This window comes from Rhizobium rhizogenes NBRC 13257 (genome assembly GCF_000696095.1).
Taxonomy (GTDB): Bacteria; Pseudomonadota; Alphaproteobacteria; order Rhizobiales; family Rhizobiaceae; genus Rhizobium; species Rhizobium rhizogenes.
In genome coordinates this window covers 518543-539585 of record NZ_BAYX01000003.1, presented here as the reverse complement: position 1 = coordinate 539585, position 21043 = coordinate 518543, and the positions used below count along the sequence as shown (strand labels likewise).

The window sequence follows — 21043 nt, the reverse complement described above, 5'->3', positions numbered from 1 at the left end:
GGCGGGGAGATCTTATCTTCCCGCCCGCCAAACGCGCCGCTGTCTCGCCGCCGCTTGGAGGTGGCGAGCTTCCATGATCATAAGGCCCGGGTGTAAAATGGCATCGGTTTCGCTTGAATCCGTTTCGAAGAGCTTTGGTACGCATAGCGTCATTCAAGACGTCAATCTGCAGATCAACGACGGCGAGTTCGTCGTCTTCGTCGGTCCGTCCGGCTGCGGTAAGTCGACGCTTCTGCGCATTGTCGCCGGACTCATCTCCGCATCGAAGGGCGTGGTTAGTATCGGGGGCGACGATGTCACCGATGTGCCGGCCTCCAAGCGCGGCGTTGCATTCGTCTTTCAGTCCTATGCGCTCTACCCGCATATGAGCGTCGCGCGCAACATCGGCTTTGCGCTGGAAACCCTGGGCATGGGGCGCGATGCGGTCCGGCAGAAGGTCGCATCGGTCGCGCGCATGCTGAAGGTTGATCATCTGCTCGAGCGCCGGCCGCGGGAACTCTCCGGTGGCCAGCGTCAGCGCGTGGCGATCGGCCGGGCGCTGGTGCGCCAGCCGGAAATATTCCTCTTCGACGAGCCGCTTTCCAACCTCGATTCCGACTTGCGTATGGAAATGCGTATGGAGATCGCCAAGCTCCACGACGATCTCAAGACGACGATGATCTATGTGACGCATGATCAGTCCGAAGCCATGACGCTCGCCGACAGGATCGTCGTTCTCAACCATGGCCGTATCGAGCAGATCGGAACGCCGCAAGAGCTTTATCACGCGCCGGACAACCGCTTCGTGGCGGGCTTTATCGGCAGCCCGCGCATGAACTTCCTGCCCGTCGCAATGCGTCAAGCCGCCGGCGCCGACCGGATCGAAGGCCCCGGCGGCCTTTCCATCGGAGCAGTGGTGCAGGCATCGGCCGAGCCTGTCGCCGCGATCGGCATTCGGCCGGAATCGCTACGCCTCGTCGATGCGCTTGAGGGCCGCATCGTCGGCACGCTGGAGCGCGTCGAGGATCTGGGGCACGAACATTTTGGCTATTGCCGCATCACCGACGACGTCATCTGGGTGATCCGGCTTGCGATGGCACCTGCCCAGCATCTCATCGGCAAGCCTGTCGGATTGGATTTTGCCGACACGGCGATGTTTGTGTTCGATGCAGAGGGCAAGCGCCTGGCGCTGGATAGTCCGGAGGCAACCGATCAATGAGCGCTCGACTTGCCCGCCGGGATCACCGGGCCGCATGGCTGTTTCTCGTTCCCATCATCGTGGTGATGCTGGTCGTCGCTCTCTGGCCGCTCGTCCGCACCTTTTTCTTCGCCTTTACGGACGCCTATCTCGACAATCCCTCCGCCTATTCCATGATCGGCTTCGATAATTTTATCGAGGTCATCCAGGACCGTGGCTGGTGGGTTGCCGTCAAAAACACCCTGATCTTCACCGTGATCTCGGTTGCGATCGAAACCGTCCTCGGGATCGCCATCGCGCTTCTTGTCAATGAGGCGATCCCCGGCCGCGGCCTTGCCCGCGCGGCCATCCTCGTTCCCTGGGCGATCCCGGTCGTCGTCTCGACCAAGATCTGGGAATGGATGCTCAACGACCAGTTCGGCGTCATCAACAAGCTGCTCATCGAACTCGGCTTCATCGACCATGGCATAGCCTGGACGGCCAACAGCTCGCTGATCATGGGCGCCGTCATCTTCGTCGATGTGTGGATGACTACGCCCTTCATGGTGCTGCTGATCCTCGCCGGCCTGCAGCTGATCTCGCCGGAGATCTTCGAGGCCGCGGAAGTGGACGGCATCCCCGCCTGGAAACGCTTCTGGTCGATCACCCTGCCGATGCTGCGGCCCGCTATCGGCGTGGCGGTGCTGTTTCGCGTGCTCGACGCGCTCAGAATGTTCGACCTTGCCTATGTCATGGCCGCCAGCAACGAGAATGTCATGACCGTATCGATCTACGCCCGTGACAGGCTGATCAGCTTTCAGGAACTCGGTGTCGGCTCGGCCGCATCGACCTGGGTATTCCTGCTCGTGGCACTTGCCGCGATCATCATCATCGGGGTGCTTCGCCTCGACCGGGCAGCGGGGCACTGACGCAAATGGCAGACGCAATCACGCAAGGATCCGGCATCCAAAAACCCCAGCGCAAATCGTCCTCCTATTATCGAATGAGGCGGCGGTGCGTCAGGGGCCTGCAGATCGTGGCACTCCTGTTCGTGCTCTTCTACACGCTCTTTCCCTACTATTGGGCTTTCGTCTCTTCGACCAAGCAGGGTGCTGCACTTTACCACTCGGCGCTGCTGCCGGCCTTCGACTTCACCTACTACCGGCAGCTGATCGACAATCCGGTGTTCATGAGATCTCTTGTGAATTCCGTCTATGTCGCTACGACAACGACGTTTCTATCGCTCATCATCGGGCTTAGCGCCGCCTATGCACTCGGCCGTATCGACTTTCCACAGCGGCGCGCGATGCTGATGATCGTGCTGATGGTGTCGATCTTCCCGCAGGTGGTCGTGCTGTCGGGCATGTTCGAGCTGATCAACTGGTTTGGGCTCTTCAATCGCCCGAGCGCGCTGGTGCTGACCTATCTGCTCTCGACCGTGCCGTTCACCACCTGGATCCTGACTACCTTCATCCGAGAGTTCCCGCGCGAGCTCGAAGAAGCGGCGATCATCGACGGCTGCTCGCACTTCCGGATTCTGATGAAGATCCTCCTGCCGCTGATGGGGCCGTCGCTTGCAAGCACCGGCATTCTCGCCTTCATCCTCGCCTGGAACGAATTCCTCTTCGCGCTCACCTTCACCCTCACCGACGAGAACCGCACCGTCCCGGTCGCCATCGGCCTGATTGCCGGCACCAGCCGCTTCGAATATCCTTTCGGGCAAATCATGGCAGCCTCCGTCACCGTGACGCTACCGCTCATCATCGTGGTTCTTTTCTTCCAGAGGCGGATCGTCGCCGGCTTGACGGCAGGCGCGGTGAAAGGCTGAGGCGGCAAAGGATAGACCGATGGACATGCTTGTTAAGCTCTATGAATTGAAGCCGGACCCGGCGCTGCAGAAGCGGATGGACAGCGAGGGGATCGTCATCCGTCGAGTGCTGGCGCCGGAACTCAACGCTCTGACCTCCTGGATCCAGCCGCTGTTCGGCGCGGGCTGGGCGGCGGAGGCGACGGCCGCCACCATGCGCCAGCCGCCGACCTGCTTTATCGCGGTCAAAGATGACGTGCTGGTTGGCTTTGCCTGCCACGAGGCAACCGCGAAGGGTTTCTTCGGGCCGACCGGCGTCGATCCGTCGATGCGCGGCAAGGGTGTGGGCCAGGCACTACTGCTGACGACGCTTCTGGACATGCATGCCCAGGGCTATGCCTATGGCGTGATCGGCGGCGCCGGCCCGATGGAGTTTTATCGCCGGAGCGTCGGCGCGATCCCGATCGAAGGCTCCGTGCCCGGCATCTATCTCGGCATGCTGCCGCTTGCCAATCCGAGCGAAGTGTCGGAATCCGACTGACATCGATGCCGCCACGACTGGAAAAATCAACGCCGCCTGGAGATCACTCATCCAGGCGGCGCTGACTTATGCATGAGCCTTGAGAGGCAGGATACGGATAGCTCCGCTTAGCTTCTCGGCTTCAGGTTTTCAGGGTCATAGAGCGGCTTGTAGCCGATGCTCACAACCTCGACCGGATAGGTCTCGGTGAAATATTCGACATTCAGCTTGCGGCCTTCCTGGCAATAAGCCCAGGGCAGATAGGCAAGGGCAATATTCTTGCCGATGGTCGGACCGAAAGCGATGGAGGTCGTGTAGGAACGGCGGCCGAGCTCATCGATCAGCACCTTGCCGGTTTCCGGGTCCATGACCGGGAGATTGCCTACCGGGTAGCGCTTGACGCCATTTTTGTCGGTGTTGTCCGTCATGACCAGCGTGCAAAGCATGGCGGGCTGATGATCACGGGCTTTGTACTCCAGATGCTTTGCCTTGCCACGGAAGTCGGCTTCCTTGACTTTCGGACGGGCAAGATCTGCCTCAATCAGATTGTACTGGGTGAGAAGGTCGGCATTCTGCAGGCGAAGGCTCTTTTCCATACGACGCGAGTTCGCATAGGTCTCGACGCCGAAGGCCATCACGCCGGTGGAGCGCAGCGCATCCCATACGGCAAGGCCGTCCTCGTATTTCATGTGCAGTTCCCAGCCCTGCTCGCCGACGTAGGAGATGCGGAAGGCGGTAACAGACTTGCCGCCGATCTGGATCTGCTTGATTGCGGCAAAGGGGAAGTTTTCCGCATCGAGCCCGGCCGGATCGGCCACCACCTTCTTCAACGTCTCACGGGCATTCGGCCCCCAGATACCGATGGTGATGAACTTCTCGGTGACGTCGGTGATGGTGACGTCGAGACCCCGATCCTCGGCGACGCGGCGCATATAGTGGAAGTCGCGCGGACCGGCATCGGCACCGTTGATCAACCGGCAACGGTCGGCCATGCGGATGACGGTAAAGTCGGCACGCACCATGCCCTCGTCGTCGAGGAAGTGGGTGTAGATACCCTTGCCAATATTGCCATCGCCGCCGATCTTTGCGGCGCACAGCCATTCGAGCAACTCGACATGGTCAGGCCCCTCGATGTCGACCATGTGGAAATGCGAGAGATTGACGATACCGCAATCCTCACTCATCGCGAGATGCTCGGCGTTGGAGACACGCCAGAAGTGGCGGCTGTCCCACTCATTCTGACGCACCGGCACGCGATCGCCATACTTCTCCAGCAGGTGCTCGTTGGCGGCATAACCATGCGCGCGCTCCCAGCCCCCGAGCTCCATGAAGTAGCCGCCAAGCTCCTTCTCGCGCTCGTAGAAAGGCGAACGCTTGACGTTGCGGCCCGAGGCGTAGGGTTCGCGCGTATGCACGGCCGGGAAGTAGATCTTCTGGGCGGCTTCATAGCAGCGGCCCTCGATGAACTCTTCCGTCAGCTGGTGCGGATAAAAGCGCGCATAGTCGATGCTGTTGTGGTCGATCTTGGTACGGCCATCGGTCATCCAGTCGGCGATGAGCTTGCCGTAGCCCGGACCGTCCTTCACCCAGATGGCGACGCAGTACCAGAGGCCGCGTACCTTCTGGCTTTCGCCACAGGATGGGCCGCCGGCGGCGGAAACCTGCAGCAGGCCGTTGAAGGAATGACCCTCATTGTAGCCGAGCTCGCCGAGGATCGGCGTCAGTTCCATGGCGCGCTCGAGCGGCTCGATGATCTGCTCCATCTCAAGGTCGCGCTGCGAGGGCGACAGGCGCGCCTCGTGCTTTTCAAGGATGTCGCGCGGGTGGCAAAGGCGGGGATTGGTGGTCTCGTAGTAACCCCACTCGATCTGGCCGCCTTCCGTCGTCTTCGGATCGCCAGTGTCGCGCATATAGGCGGAATTGCCCTGGTCTCTGAGCAGCGGGAAGCCGATGTCTTTGCCCGTACCTTCGAACTCGTTATACGGCCCGAAGAAGGTGAGCGGATGATCGACCGGCATGACCGGCAGGTCTTCGCCGACCATCTCGGCGATCAGGCGACCCCAGATGCCGGCGCAGACGATGACGTAATCGGCCATGATCGTGCCGCGATGCGTAACCACACCCTTGATGCGGCCAGCCTCGACAATCAACGACTGCGCGGGCGTATTGCCATAGACCTTCAGCTTGCCGGACTTCTCGGCTACATCCACCAGCTTGCCGGCGACGGTCTGCGAACGCGGAACGACGAGGCCGGCATCCGGATCGTACATGCCGCCCTGCACCTGATCTTCCTCGATCAGCGGGAACATTTCCTTGATCTCGGAGGGGGTGACGAGGCGAACATTGGTGCCGAAGGCCTTGCCAGAGGAAGCCTTGCGCCGGATCTCTTCCATCCAGGTGTCGTCACCCGTGCGGGCAACCTCAAGGCCGCCAATGCGGGCATAGTGCCCCATCTTCTCGAAGAAATCGATGGAATACTGTGTGGTCCAGACCGAGAGATAATCGTGGCTGGTGGTGTAACAGAAATCGGAAGCATGCGCCGTCGAGCCGATATCGGTCGGGATGCCGGATTTATCGATGCCGACGATATCGTCCCATCCGCGCTCGATCAGGTGATGCGCGATCGATGCGCCAACGATACCGCCCAGGCCAATGATGACGACCTTGGCCTTCTGGGGAAACTCTGCCATTGCTTGCGACTCCGAACTTTGGATTTGCCGAGACATTAGCGCGAGCGGCGACGTCATCGGTGCTTTTCTGCGACATTATCAAAATGCATCACGACCAGCCCACGGGTATATGGCCGCAAAAGATTTTCAAGCTCTGACATCAGATGTAGAAGAACGACAAACCGTCCTAACAGGCCGGGCTCAACCCGACAGATGCGAATCGGTTTGCCGAGCGAACGACGGTCCAGTCTTCTATTGGCAAATAGCCGAAGCAAAGAGGCTCCGTGTCCGCTCCAGCCGAGTCGCAACAATATAGTTTATAATTTGTTAACTTTTTCACGAAAGCGAACCGAATATATTCCGGTAATTCTTCAGTAAGTATCATTTTACTGCGGAAAATCTCCGATTTCCCGGGAAAAGAACTCAAAGTCTTTTTGCCTTGTTGCCATCACGATCCATATATGATTAATTTAGGATATTAGCAGGTTCGTGGGGAAGCTGCGGAGGGGACTACATATGTTGAATGCACTACGCGGTGCCTTACTCGTCGGTGCTGCAATCTTCATCACAGAAGCACCCGTCATGGCTGCCACGGCGTCCGGCAATATGACGGTTCGCATCGTCATCCAGGCAGAATGCAAGGTCCAGAGCGCCGGCGATCTCGATTTTGGCACCAAGGGCGTTCTCGATGCCACGAACGACCAAACCAGCTCCATCGGCGTTCAATGCACGACGGGGCAAACCTATAATGTCGGCTTGAGTGCCGGTGCGGGCGCCAGCGCGACCACGGCCGTTCGCCAAATGACCGGCCCGGGGGCGGCGACGGTCAATTACTCCATCTACCGTGACAGCGGACACACCCTTCTCTGGGGCGTGACGGTCGGAACGGATACGGTAGCAGGCACGGGCAACGGCAACGTGCAGAATATCCCGGTCTATGGACGGGTTCCGGCGCAAACCACACCGGCTGCCGGCACCTATACAGACACAGTGGCGATTACCGTCACCTACTGAATTCATTGCTAGGAGGTTGCTATGCAACGCATGTTTACATGCCTTGCCACGACGGCGCTTGTTCTCTTGAATGCTTGTCTTGCAAGCGCCGCCTCCCTGCGCGCGGCGCCCACCAATCTCGAACTCATCGCGCCTGACAGCACCGGTGTGCTCAACCTGACCAATGATGGCGATCACCCCATCAACGTGCAGGTGCGTGTCTTCAAGTGGAGCCAGACAGGCGGCGTCGAAAAGCTGGAACCGACGACGAACGTCGTGGCCAGCCCGCCGGCGACCAAGATGGCGCCGAACGCAGGCTATACGGTCAGGGTGATCAGAACGACCAAGGCGCCGGTACGGACTGAGGAGACCTATCGTGTCATCGTCGATGAGCTACCGGATCCTTCCCGCGCAAAGGCCGGCACCGTGACCTTGATCGTACGCCACTCCATCCCCGTCTTCTTCAAGAATGCCGATGCCAGGGCGGCTGATGTCTCCTGGAATCTGAGCCGGCAGGGCGACAGCCTTTTCCTGACCGGCAAGAACAATGGCGCCAGTCGCTTTCGCCTGTCGAACGTCATCCTCAAGCAAGGAGCCACGAAAATCGGCGGTCGCAACGGCCTCGTCGGCTACGTCCTTGGCGACACAACAATGCAATGGCCGATCGGGAGCGCAAAATCGCTTTCCGGCGCCGCAGTAACCTTACAAGGCCAGAGTGATCTTGGGCCGTTCAATGCCAATATCGCAATCACGAAGCGCTAGCCTCTGGATCGCCATAGCATGCTCCATTTTCTGCGTCTCCGCGCTGCACGCGCAAGAAGTGCCAAACGAGCCGGCAACGGCCAATACCGATGACATGCCTGCCGATGCGCGGGATCTTTTTCTTGAGGTGTTCATCAACGATGCTTCGATGAAGATGATTGGCAACTTCAAGCAGCAGCCTGACGGCTCGCTCAAGGCAAGCGCCGGAGAGCTTCGCGAAGTCGGCATAAAGCCACCGGCAGGCGCTGCCGACGACGAGTTGATTGAGCTCGACAAGCTGCCTGACCTGTCCTACCGCGTCGATGCGCAAAACCAGCAGATCTATGTGACAACGACGAATAGCGGCCGCGCGGCGCGTATCATCAATATCGGGAAAAATCAGAGGAATGACATCCCTGAACCCCAGTCCGGCTATGGAAGTGTGCTCAATTACTCCCTCTTTGCCAGCTCCAATAGCCTGGGCGACAGCGATGCCGGCCTGTTTCAGGGTATTTCCGGCTCATTCGATGCCCGCGTCTTCAGCCCCTATGGCGCGCTGAGCCAATCGTTCATAGCCGGCTATTCCGATGGCAGCCTTGACGGCATAACCAGGCTCAACACGACCTGGAGCTACTCCGACCCCAAGAAGCTGATAACCTACCGCGTGGGCGACTTCACCACCGGAGGTCTTTCATGGACCCGCCCCGTCTATTTCGGCGGCATCCAGGCGCAGCGCAATTTCGCGCTGCGATCCGATCTGGTGACGGAACCCCTGCCCGCATTCGAGGGAACGGCGGCGGTTCCCTCCACGCTCGAAATCTACACCCAGAACGTCAGGTCCTATTCCGGCGACGTTCCAGCCGGCCCATACCAGGTCACCAACCTGCCGGTCTTTTCCGGCGCCGGCGAGGCCCGCGTCGTGCTGCGCGACAGTCTCGGCCGCGAAACAACCGCTACACTGCCGTTCTATTCGTCAAACCGGCTCCTGCGCCAGGGCCTGTACGACTTCTCGGTCGAGATCGGCGCTCCGCGCCGCAATTTCGGGATCGAATCCAGCGATTATGACGGCCGCATCATGGGCGTCGCCACGGCGCGCTACGGATTGACCGACTGGCTGACCTTGGAAAGCCATTTCGAGGGCGGGGCGAACCTGCTCAATGGCGGCATCGGCGCCGCCTTTCCGATCGGTGCCTGGGGTGTCGCGTCGGCCGCCGTGGCCGGAAGCTCGAGCGGCAGCCGCTCAGGCGCATTGTTCAACGCCACGCTGGAAATGAGCTACAATGACTGGTCGATCTACACCCGCATGCAGCGCGCCTTCGACAATTACGACGACATAGCATCCGTTACGGCCGAGCCGACGTCCAACGGCTCCGGGCAGTTCACCGTGCTCAGCGCCGGCGTGCCCCGCGCCATCGACCAGATCACTTTAAGCGTTCCCGCGCCACTGGATCTATCCAGCCTCAACCTTTCCTACACAAGATTTGAAAATGCCGATGGCCGGAAAAGCCAGATTGCGGGCCTCTCCTATAGTCAGACCTTCAAGCGGGCGAGCTTTTACGCCACGGCCTTCGCCGATCTCGACGACCGCAAGAGTTTCGGAATTTTTGCCGGCCTTTCCATCCCATTCGGAAACAACATCTCCGCCAGCACCGGTATCGAAAGCGGCCCCGACGGTTTCAATGTCGTGGCCGATATCTCCAAGTCGGAACAGCCGGAAGACGGCAGCATCGGTTGGCGCGCGCGGACCTCGGAAGGTAAGGACGCAAACCGGCAAGCGTCGATGAGCTATCGCGCGCCTTTCGCGCGTTTCGAGGCCGGCGTTCAGCAGTATGACGGGAATGTCCGCGCCACCGGCCAGATGGACGGTGCCATTGCCGTTGCCGGCGGTGACATCTTTACCTCCACCCGTATCGATGACGCCTTTGCCGTTGTCGATGTCGGCACGCCGGGCGTCGAGGTCCAGCAGCAGAACCGACGGGTCGGCAAAACCAACAACAGCGGCCGCATTCTCGTGCCGAACCTCAATTCCTATGAGCCGAATACCGTATCCATCGACCCGAAAAACCTTCCCATCGATGCCGACGTGCCGGCGACGAAGGAGGTCGTTGTTCCCGCCGCCCGTAGCGGCGTCGTTGTAAAATTCGGCGTCTCGGAAACCCCGAAAGCCGCGCTGATCACCATCACCGATAAAAACGGGGTGCCTCTTCAAGCCGGCCTCAACGGCAAACTGCAAGGGACGAGCGAAGAGTTCGTCACCGGCTATGATGGCCAAGTCTATCTCCGCGGCCTGGGCGCGCGAAACGCAATCGACATCTCGCTCCAGGACGGCAGCACATGCCACGCCGAATTTCCCTACAAGCCTCAACCGGGCAAACAGGTCGTCATCAATGACGTAAGATGTTTGTGAGCCAAGGATCAAGGAATGCTACGCGCAATCGGTTTCCTGCTTTTCTCGCTGTTGCCCTCCCTGTGTCTTTCGCAAAGTTGCAGCTTCACGGCCACCGACATGAGCTTCGGTCCGGTCGACACTCTGACCGGCGGCCCCGTCAACTCGACAGCAACGATAAGCGTCAGCTGCACCGGAGATCTTCTCACGCAGCGACGTATCCTGATTTGCCCCGGCATTGGCGCGGGCAGCGGCGGCGCGTCTTCGGCGGCGGCGCGTCAGATGCTGAATGGAACCCACACCCTGAATTATCAGCTCTATTCCGATTCCGGCCGGAGCATCGTCTGGGGGTCGAATAACTGGGCTTACCCCGCCAAGCCACCCGCTTACGCCGTGAACCTGAACCTGCTTGGGTTCGTCAATAGCTCCACAACCCTCTATGGGACCGTGTTGGGTAGCCAGGGCGCAGCGGCGCCAGGGCCTTATCTTTCGGCCTTTGCGACAGCCGACACCTATTTCATTTATCGCTACAGCGCCGACACCACTTGCGATGCACCCGCGGGAACGCTGACAGGCGTGTCCTTCAACGTTAACGCCAATGTTGCCCCCAATTGTCTGGTCAGCGTGGGGAATGTCGATTTCGGTACCAGGGGCGTTCTGAGCGCCAATGTCGACGCCACAGGCTCGGTAACAGCGACCTGCACAGCCGGAACGACCTATACGATCTCCTTGGGCGGCGGCCTCGCGAATGCCGCGCCGACGGCGCGCAAAATGTCGAAGGCGGCGGAAACCGTGACCTATGGGCTCTATAAGGATACGAACCGATCTCAGCCCTGGGGCGATGCGACCACGCCGGGCAGCACGGTGGCGGGAACCGGAACCGGCGCCGCCCAGGTCTTGACCGTCTATGGCCGCGTGCCTCCCCAGACCACGCCGACGCCTGGAACCTATACCGATACAGTGGTTGTGACGCTGACCTATTGATCAAAGACGGTTTCGCAGCGTCGAAACGGCTTATCGACCGTTCACTTGGCGAGCGACCGCCTCCCTGTCGTGAAGTATCCACGGTTTCGGTAGTTCGAGGTTGGTACGGAAGTCACCGTCAAGATAGTCCATGTCCAGCAGCGAGCGTTTGCGCAGTTCAGGAAGGAGCCCATTCAGCAGCAGATCCTCCTGGTCCGGGTTGCCAAGCCCGTGCAGCGAAATGACGTCGAGAACGCCGGCCAAGAAGCGCTCTTCCAGGGCATCGGCAAGCTGCTCCGGGGTGCCGGCGACCGACCAGTGGCCGGTTTCCTGTGCCTGGATGATCAGCTCGCGAAGGCTGAGCCCCTGTTGCACATAACGACGAAAAATCTCGACCCGGCCGCGCCGGCGGTTAACGCTGTCGATCTCCGGCAGCAGGCTCTGGGGTAACGCCTGATCGAGCGGCAGGTCCGACAGGTCGATATCGCCCCCCAGCATGTCTGCAAGCTTCAGCCGGCCCTTCTGATAGTCGATCTTTTCGTGTTTTTCCCGAAGGCGGCGCGCGACGTCGGCCTCGCTTTCGCCGATGACGGAGTGGAAGGAGTTCATCACCAACGGCAGATCGGCACCGCGACCGAAGCCGCGCGCTTGCCGTCTCAACTCCCCGACGAAGGCGATAGCCGCCTCAAGTGTCGGCTGCGAGGTGTAGACCACCTCGGCATAACGGGCGCCGAGTGTCACACCCTCGGTAGACTGGCCCGCCTGAAACAGCACGGGGCGGCCCTGCGGCGGTGGCGGGACGTTCAACGGGCCTTGAACCTGAAAGTGCTCGCCGCGATAGTCGATGCGATGCAGCTTGGAAGGATCAACGCTGATCGAGCCGCTGGAACCACGCCATGCAGTCTCCGGACTATTGGCGTCAAAAAGCGCATTGACCACTTCGATAAATTCGGTAGCGCGCGCATAGCGCTTTGCCGGATCCGGCAGTGTGTCGCCTCCGAAATTTTCCTCGCCGACGGAAGACGTCACCGCGTTCCACGCCGCCCGTCCGCCGCTTGCATGATCCAGCGTTCCGATCAGGCGCGCGAGGTTATAGGGATGATGGTAAGTGGTCGATACCGTCGCGATCAGGCCGATATGCGATGTCACCTGACTGAGCGCGGCCAGCGCCACGATTGGCTCCTGCGTCCCCGTCGTGCCGGAAAGACCATCCGGATCGGCATGGAGAAGGTCGGCCGTGAACAGACCGGTTATCTTTTCCGCTTCCGCCTTGCGCGCAAGCTCGACGGACCGCCGCGCACCGGCCACCGGGCTCTCATCATTGGACGCAAAGGCGAAATTGCCGGCGCCAACCAGCGTCTTCAAGCGGCGGGGATGAGCGATAGTCATGTAGGGACTCCTGGATTCTCAATAACGCATGGTTCTCGCCGGCGCCTAGCTGGCGCGCGCGAGTTCTTCATTCGTGGTTGCGGCATAGCGATTGACCGGGAATGGCAAGCCGAGATGGCCGCGCAGGGTTTCCCCTTCGTAATCATGGCGAAACAGACCGCGCGCCTGCAGGATCGGGATCACCTGGTCGACGAAATCGTCGAAGGCGGTCGGCGTTCCACCCCTGACGATAAAGCCGTCGGTAGCGCCGGCCTCGAACCATTGCTGCAATCCTTTGGCGACCGTCTCGGCAGTACCAATAAAGCTCGGAAGCGGCGTTGCTGCCTGCAGGGCGACCTGGCGCAAGGTGAGGCCGCGTTCGCGGGCGTTACTCTTGATGGTGTCGGTCGTGCTGCGGAAACTGTTCTGGCCGAGATCGCCGATATCCGGGAACGGCGCATCCAGCGGATATTGCTTGAAATCGTGATGCTCGAAATAGCGACCGAGATAATCGAGCGCATTTTCGATCGTCACCAGTTCGGCCGTTTCCCAGTATTTGCGCTCGGCATCCTCGGCACTGTCGCCGACGATGATGCTAATGCCCTGGAAAAGCAGCAGATCGTCCTCGCTACGGCCATTCTCTACCAGTTGCCGCTTGACGTCCAGGTAGAATTCGCGGGCCAGTTCGATTGTCTCCTGCCGCGTATAGATCGCGTCGGCCTCACCGGCGGCCAGCTTCTTGCCGTCCTCCGAAGCACCCGCCTGGAACAAGATCGGCCGGCCCTGTCGCGATCGGCCTACATTCAAAGGGCCTTCGACGGAGAAATACTCGCCCTTATGATGAAGGGTATGCAGCTTGTCCGGGTCGAAGAAAACACCGGTTTCCTTGTCGCGAATGAAGGCATCGTCCTCCCAGGAATCCCAAAGACCCTTGGTCACCTGCAGGAATTCCGTGGCGATGTGATAGCGCTTGCCGTGCTCGGGATGCTCTGCCCGGGAGAAATTCTTGGCCGAACCTTCGAGTGGCGACGTGACCACATTCCATCCGGCGCGACCGTCGCTCAGATGGTCCAGGCTGGAGAACTGACGCGCGACGGTGAAGGGATCGCTGTAGGAGGTCGAAAGCGTGCCGACGAGGCCGATGTGCGAGGTGGTCGAGGCGAGACCCGACAACAGGGTGATCGGCTCAAAGCGGTTGAGAAAATGCGGAATAGATTTGTGATTGATGTAGAGCCCGTCGGCGATGAACAGGAAATCGATCTTGCCCTCTTCCGCCTTTTTGGCGAGCGCCTTGCAATAGTCGAAATTGATGCTGGCATCGGCAACCGCATCCTTGTGGCGCCAGGCGGACATGTTACCGGACGCGCCCTGGATGATGGCGCCGAGCCTGATCTGCCGCTTTTTCGTCTTGTCACTCATCGTCACGTTCCTTGATGATCGTCAATGTCGCAAGCTGCTCACGGCCAATTGTGGCCAGGCAGTTCACGCCAAGGTGGGAATGGCCTCCAAGAGGGCCTGGGTGTAGCTGTGCCGCGGCGCAGAGAAGACCGTGCCGACATCTCCTGTCTCAACAATCCGCCCTTCTTTCATCACGACGACACGGTCGGTCAGATGATGAACGACGCCGAGATCGTGCGAGATGAACAAGAGCGACGTGCCGGAGACGGCTTGAAGCTCGGCGAGCAGATCGAGGATCTGCGCCTGGATGGAAACATCAAGCGCGCTGACCGGCTCATCCGCGACGAGCAATTTCGGGCGTGGGGCAAAGGCGCGGGCAATCGCAACCCTCTGCCGTTGCCCGCCGGAAAGCTCGCGCGGGTAGCGGCCGAGAAAGTTGGTTCCCAGGCGCACCGCGTCAAGAATTTCGATGACCCTCTTCCTGCGCTCGGCACCGAAAATGCCGACCGAATCCAGGCTTTCGCCGACGATCTTTTCCACCGTATATCGCGGATCGAAAGAGCTCAGCGCATCCTGCGCGATCAGCTGGATACCGGCGCGCTGAGCCCGACGCTGTGCTTCGGTCAACCCGCTCCAGGGTCGCCCGTCGATCAGTACCCTTCCGGCATCGGCGGCAACGAGGCCGAGGATGATCCGCGCGACGGTCGTCTTTCCCGACCCGGATTCGCCGACGATGCCGAGGGCTTCGCCTGCGGCCAACCGGAAGGAAACATCGTTGACAACGTGGGATGCCGAAGCACCGCTGCCATAGCGTTTCGACAAGTGTTCGGCGACAAGCATGCTTCGCCGCGCATCGATCTGCTTTGCGGGAAGAGGAATTCTCAGCCGCTCGGCACCCTTTGCCTGCGCCGGTACCTTTGTCAGGCCCTCTGCTTGCGGCTTGCCGGCGTCGTCGCTGGCGGGCGCCAGCCGGTAGCCACGAGAGTGCGCGGACGGGATCGCATCAAGCAACTGGCGCGTATAGGGATGACGCGGTGCGGAGAGGATTTCCTGCGTGCGCCCTTCCTCCACGACCTCGCCATTGCGCATGACCAATACCCGGTCCGCCAGCCGCGAGACCACTGCCAGGTCATGGCTGATCAGCAGCAATGTGTTTCCGGCACGCCGACGCTCCGCCAGAAGGTCGAGGATCTGTTTCTGCACAGTCGCGTCGAGCGCCGTGGTCGGCTCGTCGGCGATCACAAGGGCCGGCTGCCGGGCAATCGCAGTCGCGATCAGGGCACGCTGGCGCAATCCGCCGGAAAGCTGATGCGGATATTGCCGCAGGCGCCGCTCCGAGTCCGCAATGCCGACGGAGCGCAGCAAAGCCGCGCTGTCGTCCCGCAGTTCGCGACGCCGCAGCAGGCTACGGTTTCCAATCGCGTCCGACAATTGCTGCGAGATGCGGCGTAGCGGATCCAGCGACACCAGCGCATCCTGCAGCACGAAGCCGACCTTGTGCCCTCTAAGGCGCCGCCAGTCCCGTTCGCGAAACTCAAGCACACTCTCGCCATCTACGTCGAAGATATCGGCGCTCACCGTCGCGCCGGGGCCGCTCAATCCGACCAGCGAGCGTGCGGTCACGGATTTGCCGGAACCGGATTCACCCACCAGAGCCACGGATTCCCCGCGCTGGATGGTCAGGTCGAGAGCTCGGACCACGACATTCGCCTCCCCTGCCCCCGGGAAAGCGATAGTAAGGTTGCGGACGTGAACGAGCGGGGTCATGCGCGCCTCCTGCCTTCGAAGGCCGCCTGCCATTGCCGTCCGAGAACACTGACGGAGATCACCGTGAGCGTGATGACGACACCCGGCCAGACGCCGATCCACCAGGCGACGCGCAGATAGTTGCGCCCCTCCGCCAACATGGCGCCCCATTCAGGCGTCGGCGGTTGTGGGCCCATGCCGAGGAAGCTCAGGCCGGCGGCGCTGATGATCGCCGTGCCAAGGCCGATGGTGGCGAGGATAGGGACCTGGGCGATCGCATGCGGCAGGACATGCCGCAGGATCAGCACAGCCGGAGCGAGGCCGAATGTCCGCGCCTGTTCGACATAACCGGATTCGGCAATGACGAAGGTTTGGGCGCGCACCACCCTGGCAAAGCGTGGGATAGAGGCGACGCCGAGGGCGAAGATGAGGTTGTAGGTACCGGGGCCGGTAAAGGAAATCAGCACCAGCGCCAGCAAGAGATCGGGAAAGGCGGAGACGACATCCAGGAAGCGGGTGATCGCCTCATCGATCAACCCTCGCGCCAGCCCGGCGGCCAGCCCCAGGATCGATCCCACGGTCGCCGCGATCACCACGGCGCTGATACCGATCAGGATGGAATAGCGCGCGCCATGGACGACGCGGGAAAAGACGTCCCGGCCAAGCTGATCCGTGCCGAACCAATGCGCGGCATCCGGCGGCAATTGCGCCTGGAGTGGATCAGCGGCAATCGGATTATAGGAACTCAAGAGATGCGGCCAAGCCGCTCCGAGAGCCACCAGAAGGAGGAAGGTCGAGGCGGCCAGCAGGCCAGGCCGGGCGACGGCAGCCACAAGGATGCGCCGGAAATTGAGACCGGCGGCGGGTGAAACTGTTGTCGAGAGGCTCATGTCGGATACCTCACGCACGCGACCGCAGACGCGGATCGAGAAACAGATAGAGCACATCGACCAGCGTGCTGAGAACGACGTAGATAAAGGCGGACAGGATCGCGACCGCCAGCACCACCGGCAGGTCCTTGCCGAGCACGGCGTCGACAGTGACTTTGCCGAGACCGGGGCGTCCAAAAACCTGCTCGGTGATGACGGCGCCGGACAGGAGGCCGCCGACGAGCCAGCCCGTCAGCGTCACCGCCGGCAGGGCGGCATGGCGTAACCCATGACGCAGCCGCAGAGTCACGCTGCTCGCTCCCCAACTGCGCACCGTGAGCGCAAAGGGCTCCTCGAGCGCCCGCTCCAGCCCTTCGCGCAACACCTGGCCGATCACCGCACCGAGCGACAGGCCCAAAGCAAGAGCCGGGAGCACGAGTGCCGAGAACGTCCGGTCGCCGGCGACCGGAAAGAGCTTGAGCGTAAAGGAAAAGACGAAGAGCAGAACAATGCCGAGCCAGAAGGACGGCGTCGAGATCAGCACGAGTTCCAAGCCGCCGGCGATACGCCGGGACCAGCGCCGACCGGCGGTGGCGACCGCACTCACCACCGCAAAGACGACGGCAACAACGAGAGCGGCAGCCGTCAATTTCAATGTCGGCAACAGCTGCGAAAGGACCAGGGCTGAGACGTTGGTCTGGAGAATATAGGAGCGGCCGAAATCACCATGCAGGATACGCCAGAGATAGGACAGATATTGCGAGTAGAGCGGCTGATCGAGCCCCCATTCGGCACGGATCGCCGCCTCCACCGCCGGTGTGCGAAGCTGCTCGCCGATCAGGAGATCGACGATATCGCCGGGCGCGATATGCAGGCTGACGAAACTGAGCGTCACGGCCGCCCACAGCACGACGATGCCGGAGCCGACGCGCCCGAGAACCTGCGACAGCAACGTGCCGCGCGCCGGGAAAAGCCGCCGAGATACCGGGGAAACCGGCGCCTGGCGAAGTGCTGTCACATTCTCAACGTCCATATCACTTGCTCCTTGGCCTTCCGCTAGGATGCGGAAGGCGGCGCGGGTTCAGATCGTCACTCGCTGCGCCAGACGTCGTAGGCACTCTCGGGCAATTGCTTGAATGGGCGGAAGCTGATGCCCTTCACATAGGAAGCGGCGGCGACCTGATCTTCCGGTTCGTAAAGCGGAAGCGCATAGGCCTGATCGACAATCGCGAAGCGCTGCAGCTTGGCGTAGAGAGTGAAGCGCTCCTTATCGTCGAGCGTCGAGGCGGCGGCTTTCAGCCAGCTGAGCAGTTCCGGCGCCGACGCGCGGCTGTAGTTGATCGAACCGCCCTTATCGAGCGGCAGATAGTGATATTCGATATCGATCGCGTTCGTCGGCGTGTTGGAATTGGCGATCGAACCGAAGATGCCGGTCTTGCGCCTGTCGGTGTAAGTGCCGGCATCGACATAGTTGATCAGCAGGTCGATCCCGGCATTCTGCCGTGCCTGGGCCTGAAGGGCCTGCAGCAGCACATCGCGCTGATCACGCACTGTCGCCTGCGCCTGGACCACTTCGATCGTCAGGAGCTTGCCGTCCTTGGTGCGGAAGCCGTCGGCGTCGCGGGCCGTCCATCCGGCTTCATCGAGTAGGCTATTGGCAAGCTTCGGATCGCTGCCATAAGCACCTTCGATGGTCTTGTCATAGAACTGCGTATCGATCGGCGAGGTAATGCCCCAAGCCCGGGTGCGCTCGCCGCGATAGACGGATTTGAGCACGGCATCGACATCGATCGCCGCCGCAAGCGCCTTGCGCACCTTGATATCCTGCGTCGGGCCATAGGTGACGTTCAGGAACAGTGAATAGGGCGTGCCGGTATTCAAGGCCGTCTGATAACTGAAGTCCGGATTGTCCTTGAACAACCCGGCATCATTGCCGGAGATACCCTCGATGACGTCGACCTGCCCGGAGGTCAACGCGCCTGTCCGCACGGAGGATTCCGGCAGGAAGCGATAGGTGACCTCATCGAGATAGGCCGGCCCCTGATGGAACGCGATCTTCGGCGGCCAGTTATAGGCCTTGTTCTTGACGAAGTGGATGTCCTGGCCCTTGACATAGTGCTCCAGGATGAACGGACCTGTGCCGGCAATCTCCGTCCCGCCGGACTTCAATTGCGAAGACGTGAAGGCCTTGGGCGATAGGATTTCGAGGCTGGCGGCAAAATCAAGGAACGGCGCATAGACATCACCCAGCGTCAGCACGACAGTGTGAGCGTTTACGGCCTTGGCATCGACCACCCTGGAAACCGGTCCGGCGCTGACGCTGCCGGAATAGGCAGCATCCTTAAGCCTGGTGAAATTGGTAACGACGGCGGCGGCGTCGAGCTTCTCGCCATCGCTGAAGGTGACACCGTCGCGCAGTGTGAACGTATAGGTTTTGCCGTCATCGGAGATCTTGTAACCGGTGGCAAGCCAGGAGACGTATCCGCCGTCCGCCGTGCGGGCAAGCAAGGACTCGTAGACGTTTCGCAGCAGGAGCTTGGTCTTGTCCTGCCCGTTGAGCTGCGGATTGAGCGTTGCCGGATCCGTCTCCACGCCCCAGACGAGCTTGCCGCCGCTGACAGGGTTGCCGTCCTGCGCATACGCGGTGATGGGCAGCAGAACTGATGCAAGCGTGGCCGCCGTGGCGTTCAGAAAAGATCGTCGGGAAAACATATTGGGCATTATCTCCGTGATGAAGGAGGAAGCTGATCGGTGACGAAGGCCAGGCGGCGCTAGTCTCCCACTAGGCCCCCAGCCAGATGTCGTAGGCATTTTCGGGCAGTTGCTTGAACGGGCGGAACCCGACCCCGCGCACCCTTGTCGATGCGGCGATCTGGTCTTCCGGGACGTAGAGCGGCAGGCCAAAGGCCTGCTCGACGATGGCGAAGCGCTGGAGGTCGGCGTAGGTGGCGAAGCGTTCCTTGGCATCCAGCGTGGAGGCTGCCTTGTTCAGCCAGGCAAGAACCTCAGGCGCCTCGGTTCGGCTGTAGTTGATCGAGCCGCCCTGGTCCGGCGGCAGGTAGTGGAAATAGATGGTGACCGCGTTCCCCTGGTTGGTCGTCGAATTGGGAATGGCGCCGTATTTTCCGCTCTTCTGCCGCTCGCTATAGGTGCCGGAATCGACATTGTTCAGGATGAGTTCGATGCCCGCGCTTTGCCGGGCCTGGGCCTGCAATGCCTGCAACAGCACATCGCGCTGATCGCGCAGCGTCACCTGCGCCTGCACGATCTCGATCGACAGGCGCGCGCCGTCCTTGGTGCGAAAGCCGTCGGCATCGCGCGCAGTCCAGCCCGCCTCGTCCAGCAACTGATTGGCAAGCTTCGGATCGAAGCCATAGCTGCCCTCGATGCTCGCGTCGTAAAAATCCTTGTCCGCCGGCGTCAGGACGCCCCAGGCGCGTGTGCGGTCGCGGCGATAGACGGAGTCGACAATCTGGCCGACATCGGTCGCAGCGATTACCGCCTTGCGCACCCTGACGTCCTTGGTCGGGCCGTAGGTGGTGTTGAGATAGAGTGTATAGGGCGTGCCGGGATTGAGCGCGCTCTGGTAGGTGAAATCGGAATTGTCCTTGAAGAGAGCGGCATCGTTGCCGGAAATCCCCTCGATGACATCGACCTGTCCGGAGATGAGCGCGCCGGTGCGGACCGAGGATTCCGACAGGAAACGATAGGTCACCTCATCGAGATAGGCCGGCCCCTGATGCCCGGCACTTGCCGGCGCCCATTTGTAATCCGGATTTCGGACGAAATGGATCTCCTGGCCCCTGACATAACGGTCGAGGATGAAAGGTCCGGTGCCGGCGATCTCCGGACCGCCAGACTTGATCTGCGTGGAGGCAAAGGCGCGCGGCGACAGGATATCGATGCTGGCCACGCCGTCGAGAAACGGCGCGTAGACCCGATCGAGCTTCAAGACGACAGTGTGCCGATCTGCCGCCTTGGCTTCCATGACATAGGAGAGATAGCCGGCGCTGATGCTGCCCGAATAGAGCGGCTCCTTCAGCTTGGTGAAATTCAGCACCACGGCCGCGGCATCGAGCTTCTCGCCGTCGCTGAAGGTGACGTCCTCGCGCAGCTTGAACGTATAGGTCTTGCCGTCGTCGGAAATCTCGTAGCCGGCCGCGAGCCAGGGAACATATCCGCCGTCGGCGGTCCGTGCCAGCAGGGATTCATAGGCGTTGCGCAGCACGAGCTTGGCCTTGGCCTGACCGTTGAGATGCGGGTTCAGCGTATTTGGCTCGGTTTCGACGCCATAAACGAGCGAACCGCCCTTGACCGGCACTGCATTGCTTCCAGCCCACGCCGGTCGGTGACCGATAGCCACCGTCAAGGCGACGACGCCCGCCGTTCCTATAAAACCTCTTCTCGTTACCGCCATGCCCCAGCCC

Annotated in this window: 16 protein-coding genes; 8 read left to right on the top strand and 8 right to left on the bottom strand. The window is 61.1% G+C overall.

From position 1 onward, the window contains the following. The first annotated feature begins 97 nt into the window (after positions 1-97). From RRH01S_RS09365 to RRH01S_RS09350, 4 genes are read left to right on the top strand one after another with little or no spacing between them, the layout of a single operon-like run. Positions 98-1198: an ABC transporter ATP-binding protein gene (locus RRH01S_RS09365; RefSeq protein WP_034522232.1), complete on the top strand. Its 1101-nt coding sequence runs from the start codon at positions 98-100 to the stop codon at positions 1196-1198. Continuing rightward, a complete protein-coding gene (locus RRH01S_RS09360) occupies positions 1195-2085 on the top strand; it encodes a carbohydrate ABC transporter permease (RefSeq protein WP_012649501.1) in 891 nt (296 codons plus the stop codon). The genes RRH01S_RS09365 and RRH01S_RS09360 overlap by 4 nt, the downstream gene beginning before the upstream one ends. Positions 2086-2090: 5 nt before the next feature. After that, positions 2091-2984 carry a carbohydrate ABC transporter permease gene (locus RRH01S_RS09355; RefSeq protein WP_042471094.1) on the top strand — a complete coding sequence of 298 codons (894 nt, stop codon included), beginning with the start codon at positions 2091-2093 and terminating at the stop codon, positions 2982-2984. Positions 2985-3003: 19 nt separating this feature from the next. Further along, complete coding sequence (locus RRH01S_RS09350; protein WP_034522235.1) at positions 3004-3504, top strand: GNAT family N-acetyltransferase; 501 nt, start codon at positions 3004-3006, stop codon at positions 3502-3504. 107 nt (positions 3505-3611) lie between these two features. On the opposite strand, the gene RRH01S_RS09345 is transcribed toward RRH01S_RS09350, so the two are convergent. Continuing rightward, entirely contained in the window at positions 3612-6173 is a 2562-nt protein-coding gene (locus RRH01S_RS09345; protein ID WP_042471092.1) for a GcvT family protein, read from the bottom strand. Positions 6174-6668: 495 nt separating this feature from the next. Here RRH01S_RS09345 and RRH01S_RS09340 point away from each other — a divergent pair, with 495 nt between their 5' ends. From RRH01S_RS09340 to RRH01S_RS09325, 4 genes are read left to right on the top strand one after another with little or no spacing between them, the layout of a single operon-like run. After that, a complete protein-coding gene (locus RRH01S_RS09340; protein ID WP_012649497.1) occupies positions 6669-7166 on the top strand; it encodes a Csu type fimbrial protein in 498 nt (165 codons plus the stop codon). 21 nt (positions 7167-7187) lie between these two features. Further along, positions 7188-7907 carry a fimbrial biogenesis chaperone gene (locus tag RRH01S_RS09335; protein WP_042471089.1) on the top strand — a complete coding sequence of 240 codons (720 nt, stop codon included), beginning with the start codon at positions 7188-7190 and terminating at the stop codon, positions 7905-7907. Continuing rightward, entirely contained in the window at positions 7879-10293 is a 2415-nt protein-coding gene (locus RRH01S_RS09330) for a fimbria/pilus outer membrane usher protein (protein WP_037222659.1), read from the top strand. The genes RRH01S_RS09335 and RRH01S_RS09330 overlap by 29 nt, the downstream gene beginning before the upstream one ends. A 15-nt stretch (positions 10294-10308) precedes the next feature. Beyond that, positions 10309-11256, top strand: a complete 948-nt coding sequence (locus tag RRH01S_RS09325) for a Csu type fimbrial protein (protein WP_042471086.1) — start codon at positions 10309-10311, stop codon at positions 11254-11256. A gap of 30 nt (positions 11257-11286) precedes the next feature. On the opposite strand, the gene RRH01S_RS09320 is transcribed toward RRH01S_RS09325, so the two are convergent. From RRH01S_RS09320 to RRH01S_RS09290, 7 genes are all read right to left on the bottom strand, one after another. Next, positions 11287-12624, bottom strand: a complete 1338-nt coding sequence (locus RRH01S_RS09320) for an NtaA/DmoA family FMN-dependent monooxygenase (RefSeq protein ID WP_012649493.1) — start codon at positions 12622-12624, stop codon at positions 11287-11289. Positions 12625-12669: 45 nt separating this feature from the next. Further along, a complete protein-coding gene (locus tag RRH01S_RS09315; RefSeq protein ID WP_034522240.1) occupies positions 12670-14022 on the bottom strand; it encodes an LLM class flavin-dependent oxidoreductase in 1353 nt (450 codons plus the stop codon). Between the two features lie 63 nt (positions 14023-14085). Next, a complete protein-coding gene (locus RRH01S_RS09310) occupies positions 14086-15768 on the bottom strand; it encodes a dipeptide ABC transporter ATP-binding protein (protein ID WP_042471082.1) in 1683 nt (560 codons plus the stop codon). After that, positions 15765-16637: an ABC transporter permease gene (locus RRH01S_RS09305; protein WP_042471079.1), complete on the bottom strand. Its 873-nt coding sequence runs from the start codon at positions 16635-16637 to the stop codon at positions 15765-15767. Before RRH01S_RS09305 ends, RRH01S_RS09310 begins: the two co-directional genes overlap by 4 nt. A gap of 10 nt (positions 16638-16647) precedes the next feature. After that, the gene (locus RRH01S_RS09300) at positions 16648-17649 is read right to left on the bottom strand and encodes an ABC transporter permease (protein ID WP_037222655.1); all 1002 of its coding nucleotides are present in this window, start codon (positions 17647-17649) and stop codon (positions 16648-16650) included. Positions 17650-17705: 56 nt separating this feature from the next. Then, the gene (locus RRH01S_RS09295; RefSeq protein ID WP_042471075.1) at positions 17706-19328 is read right to left on the bottom strand and encodes an ABC transporter substrate-binding protein; all 1623 of its coding nucleotides are present in this window, start codon (positions 19326-19328) and stop codon (positions 17706-17708) included. Positions 19329-19398: 70 nt separating this feature from the next. Continuing rightward, positions 19399-21033 carry an ABC transporter substrate-binding protein gene (locus tag RRH01S_RS09290; protein WP_042471073.1) on the bottom strand — a complete coding sequence of 545 codons (1635 nt, stop codon included), beginning with the start codon at positions 21031-21033 and terminating at the stop codon, positions 19399-19401. Positions 21034-21043: the final 10 nt, after the last annotated feature.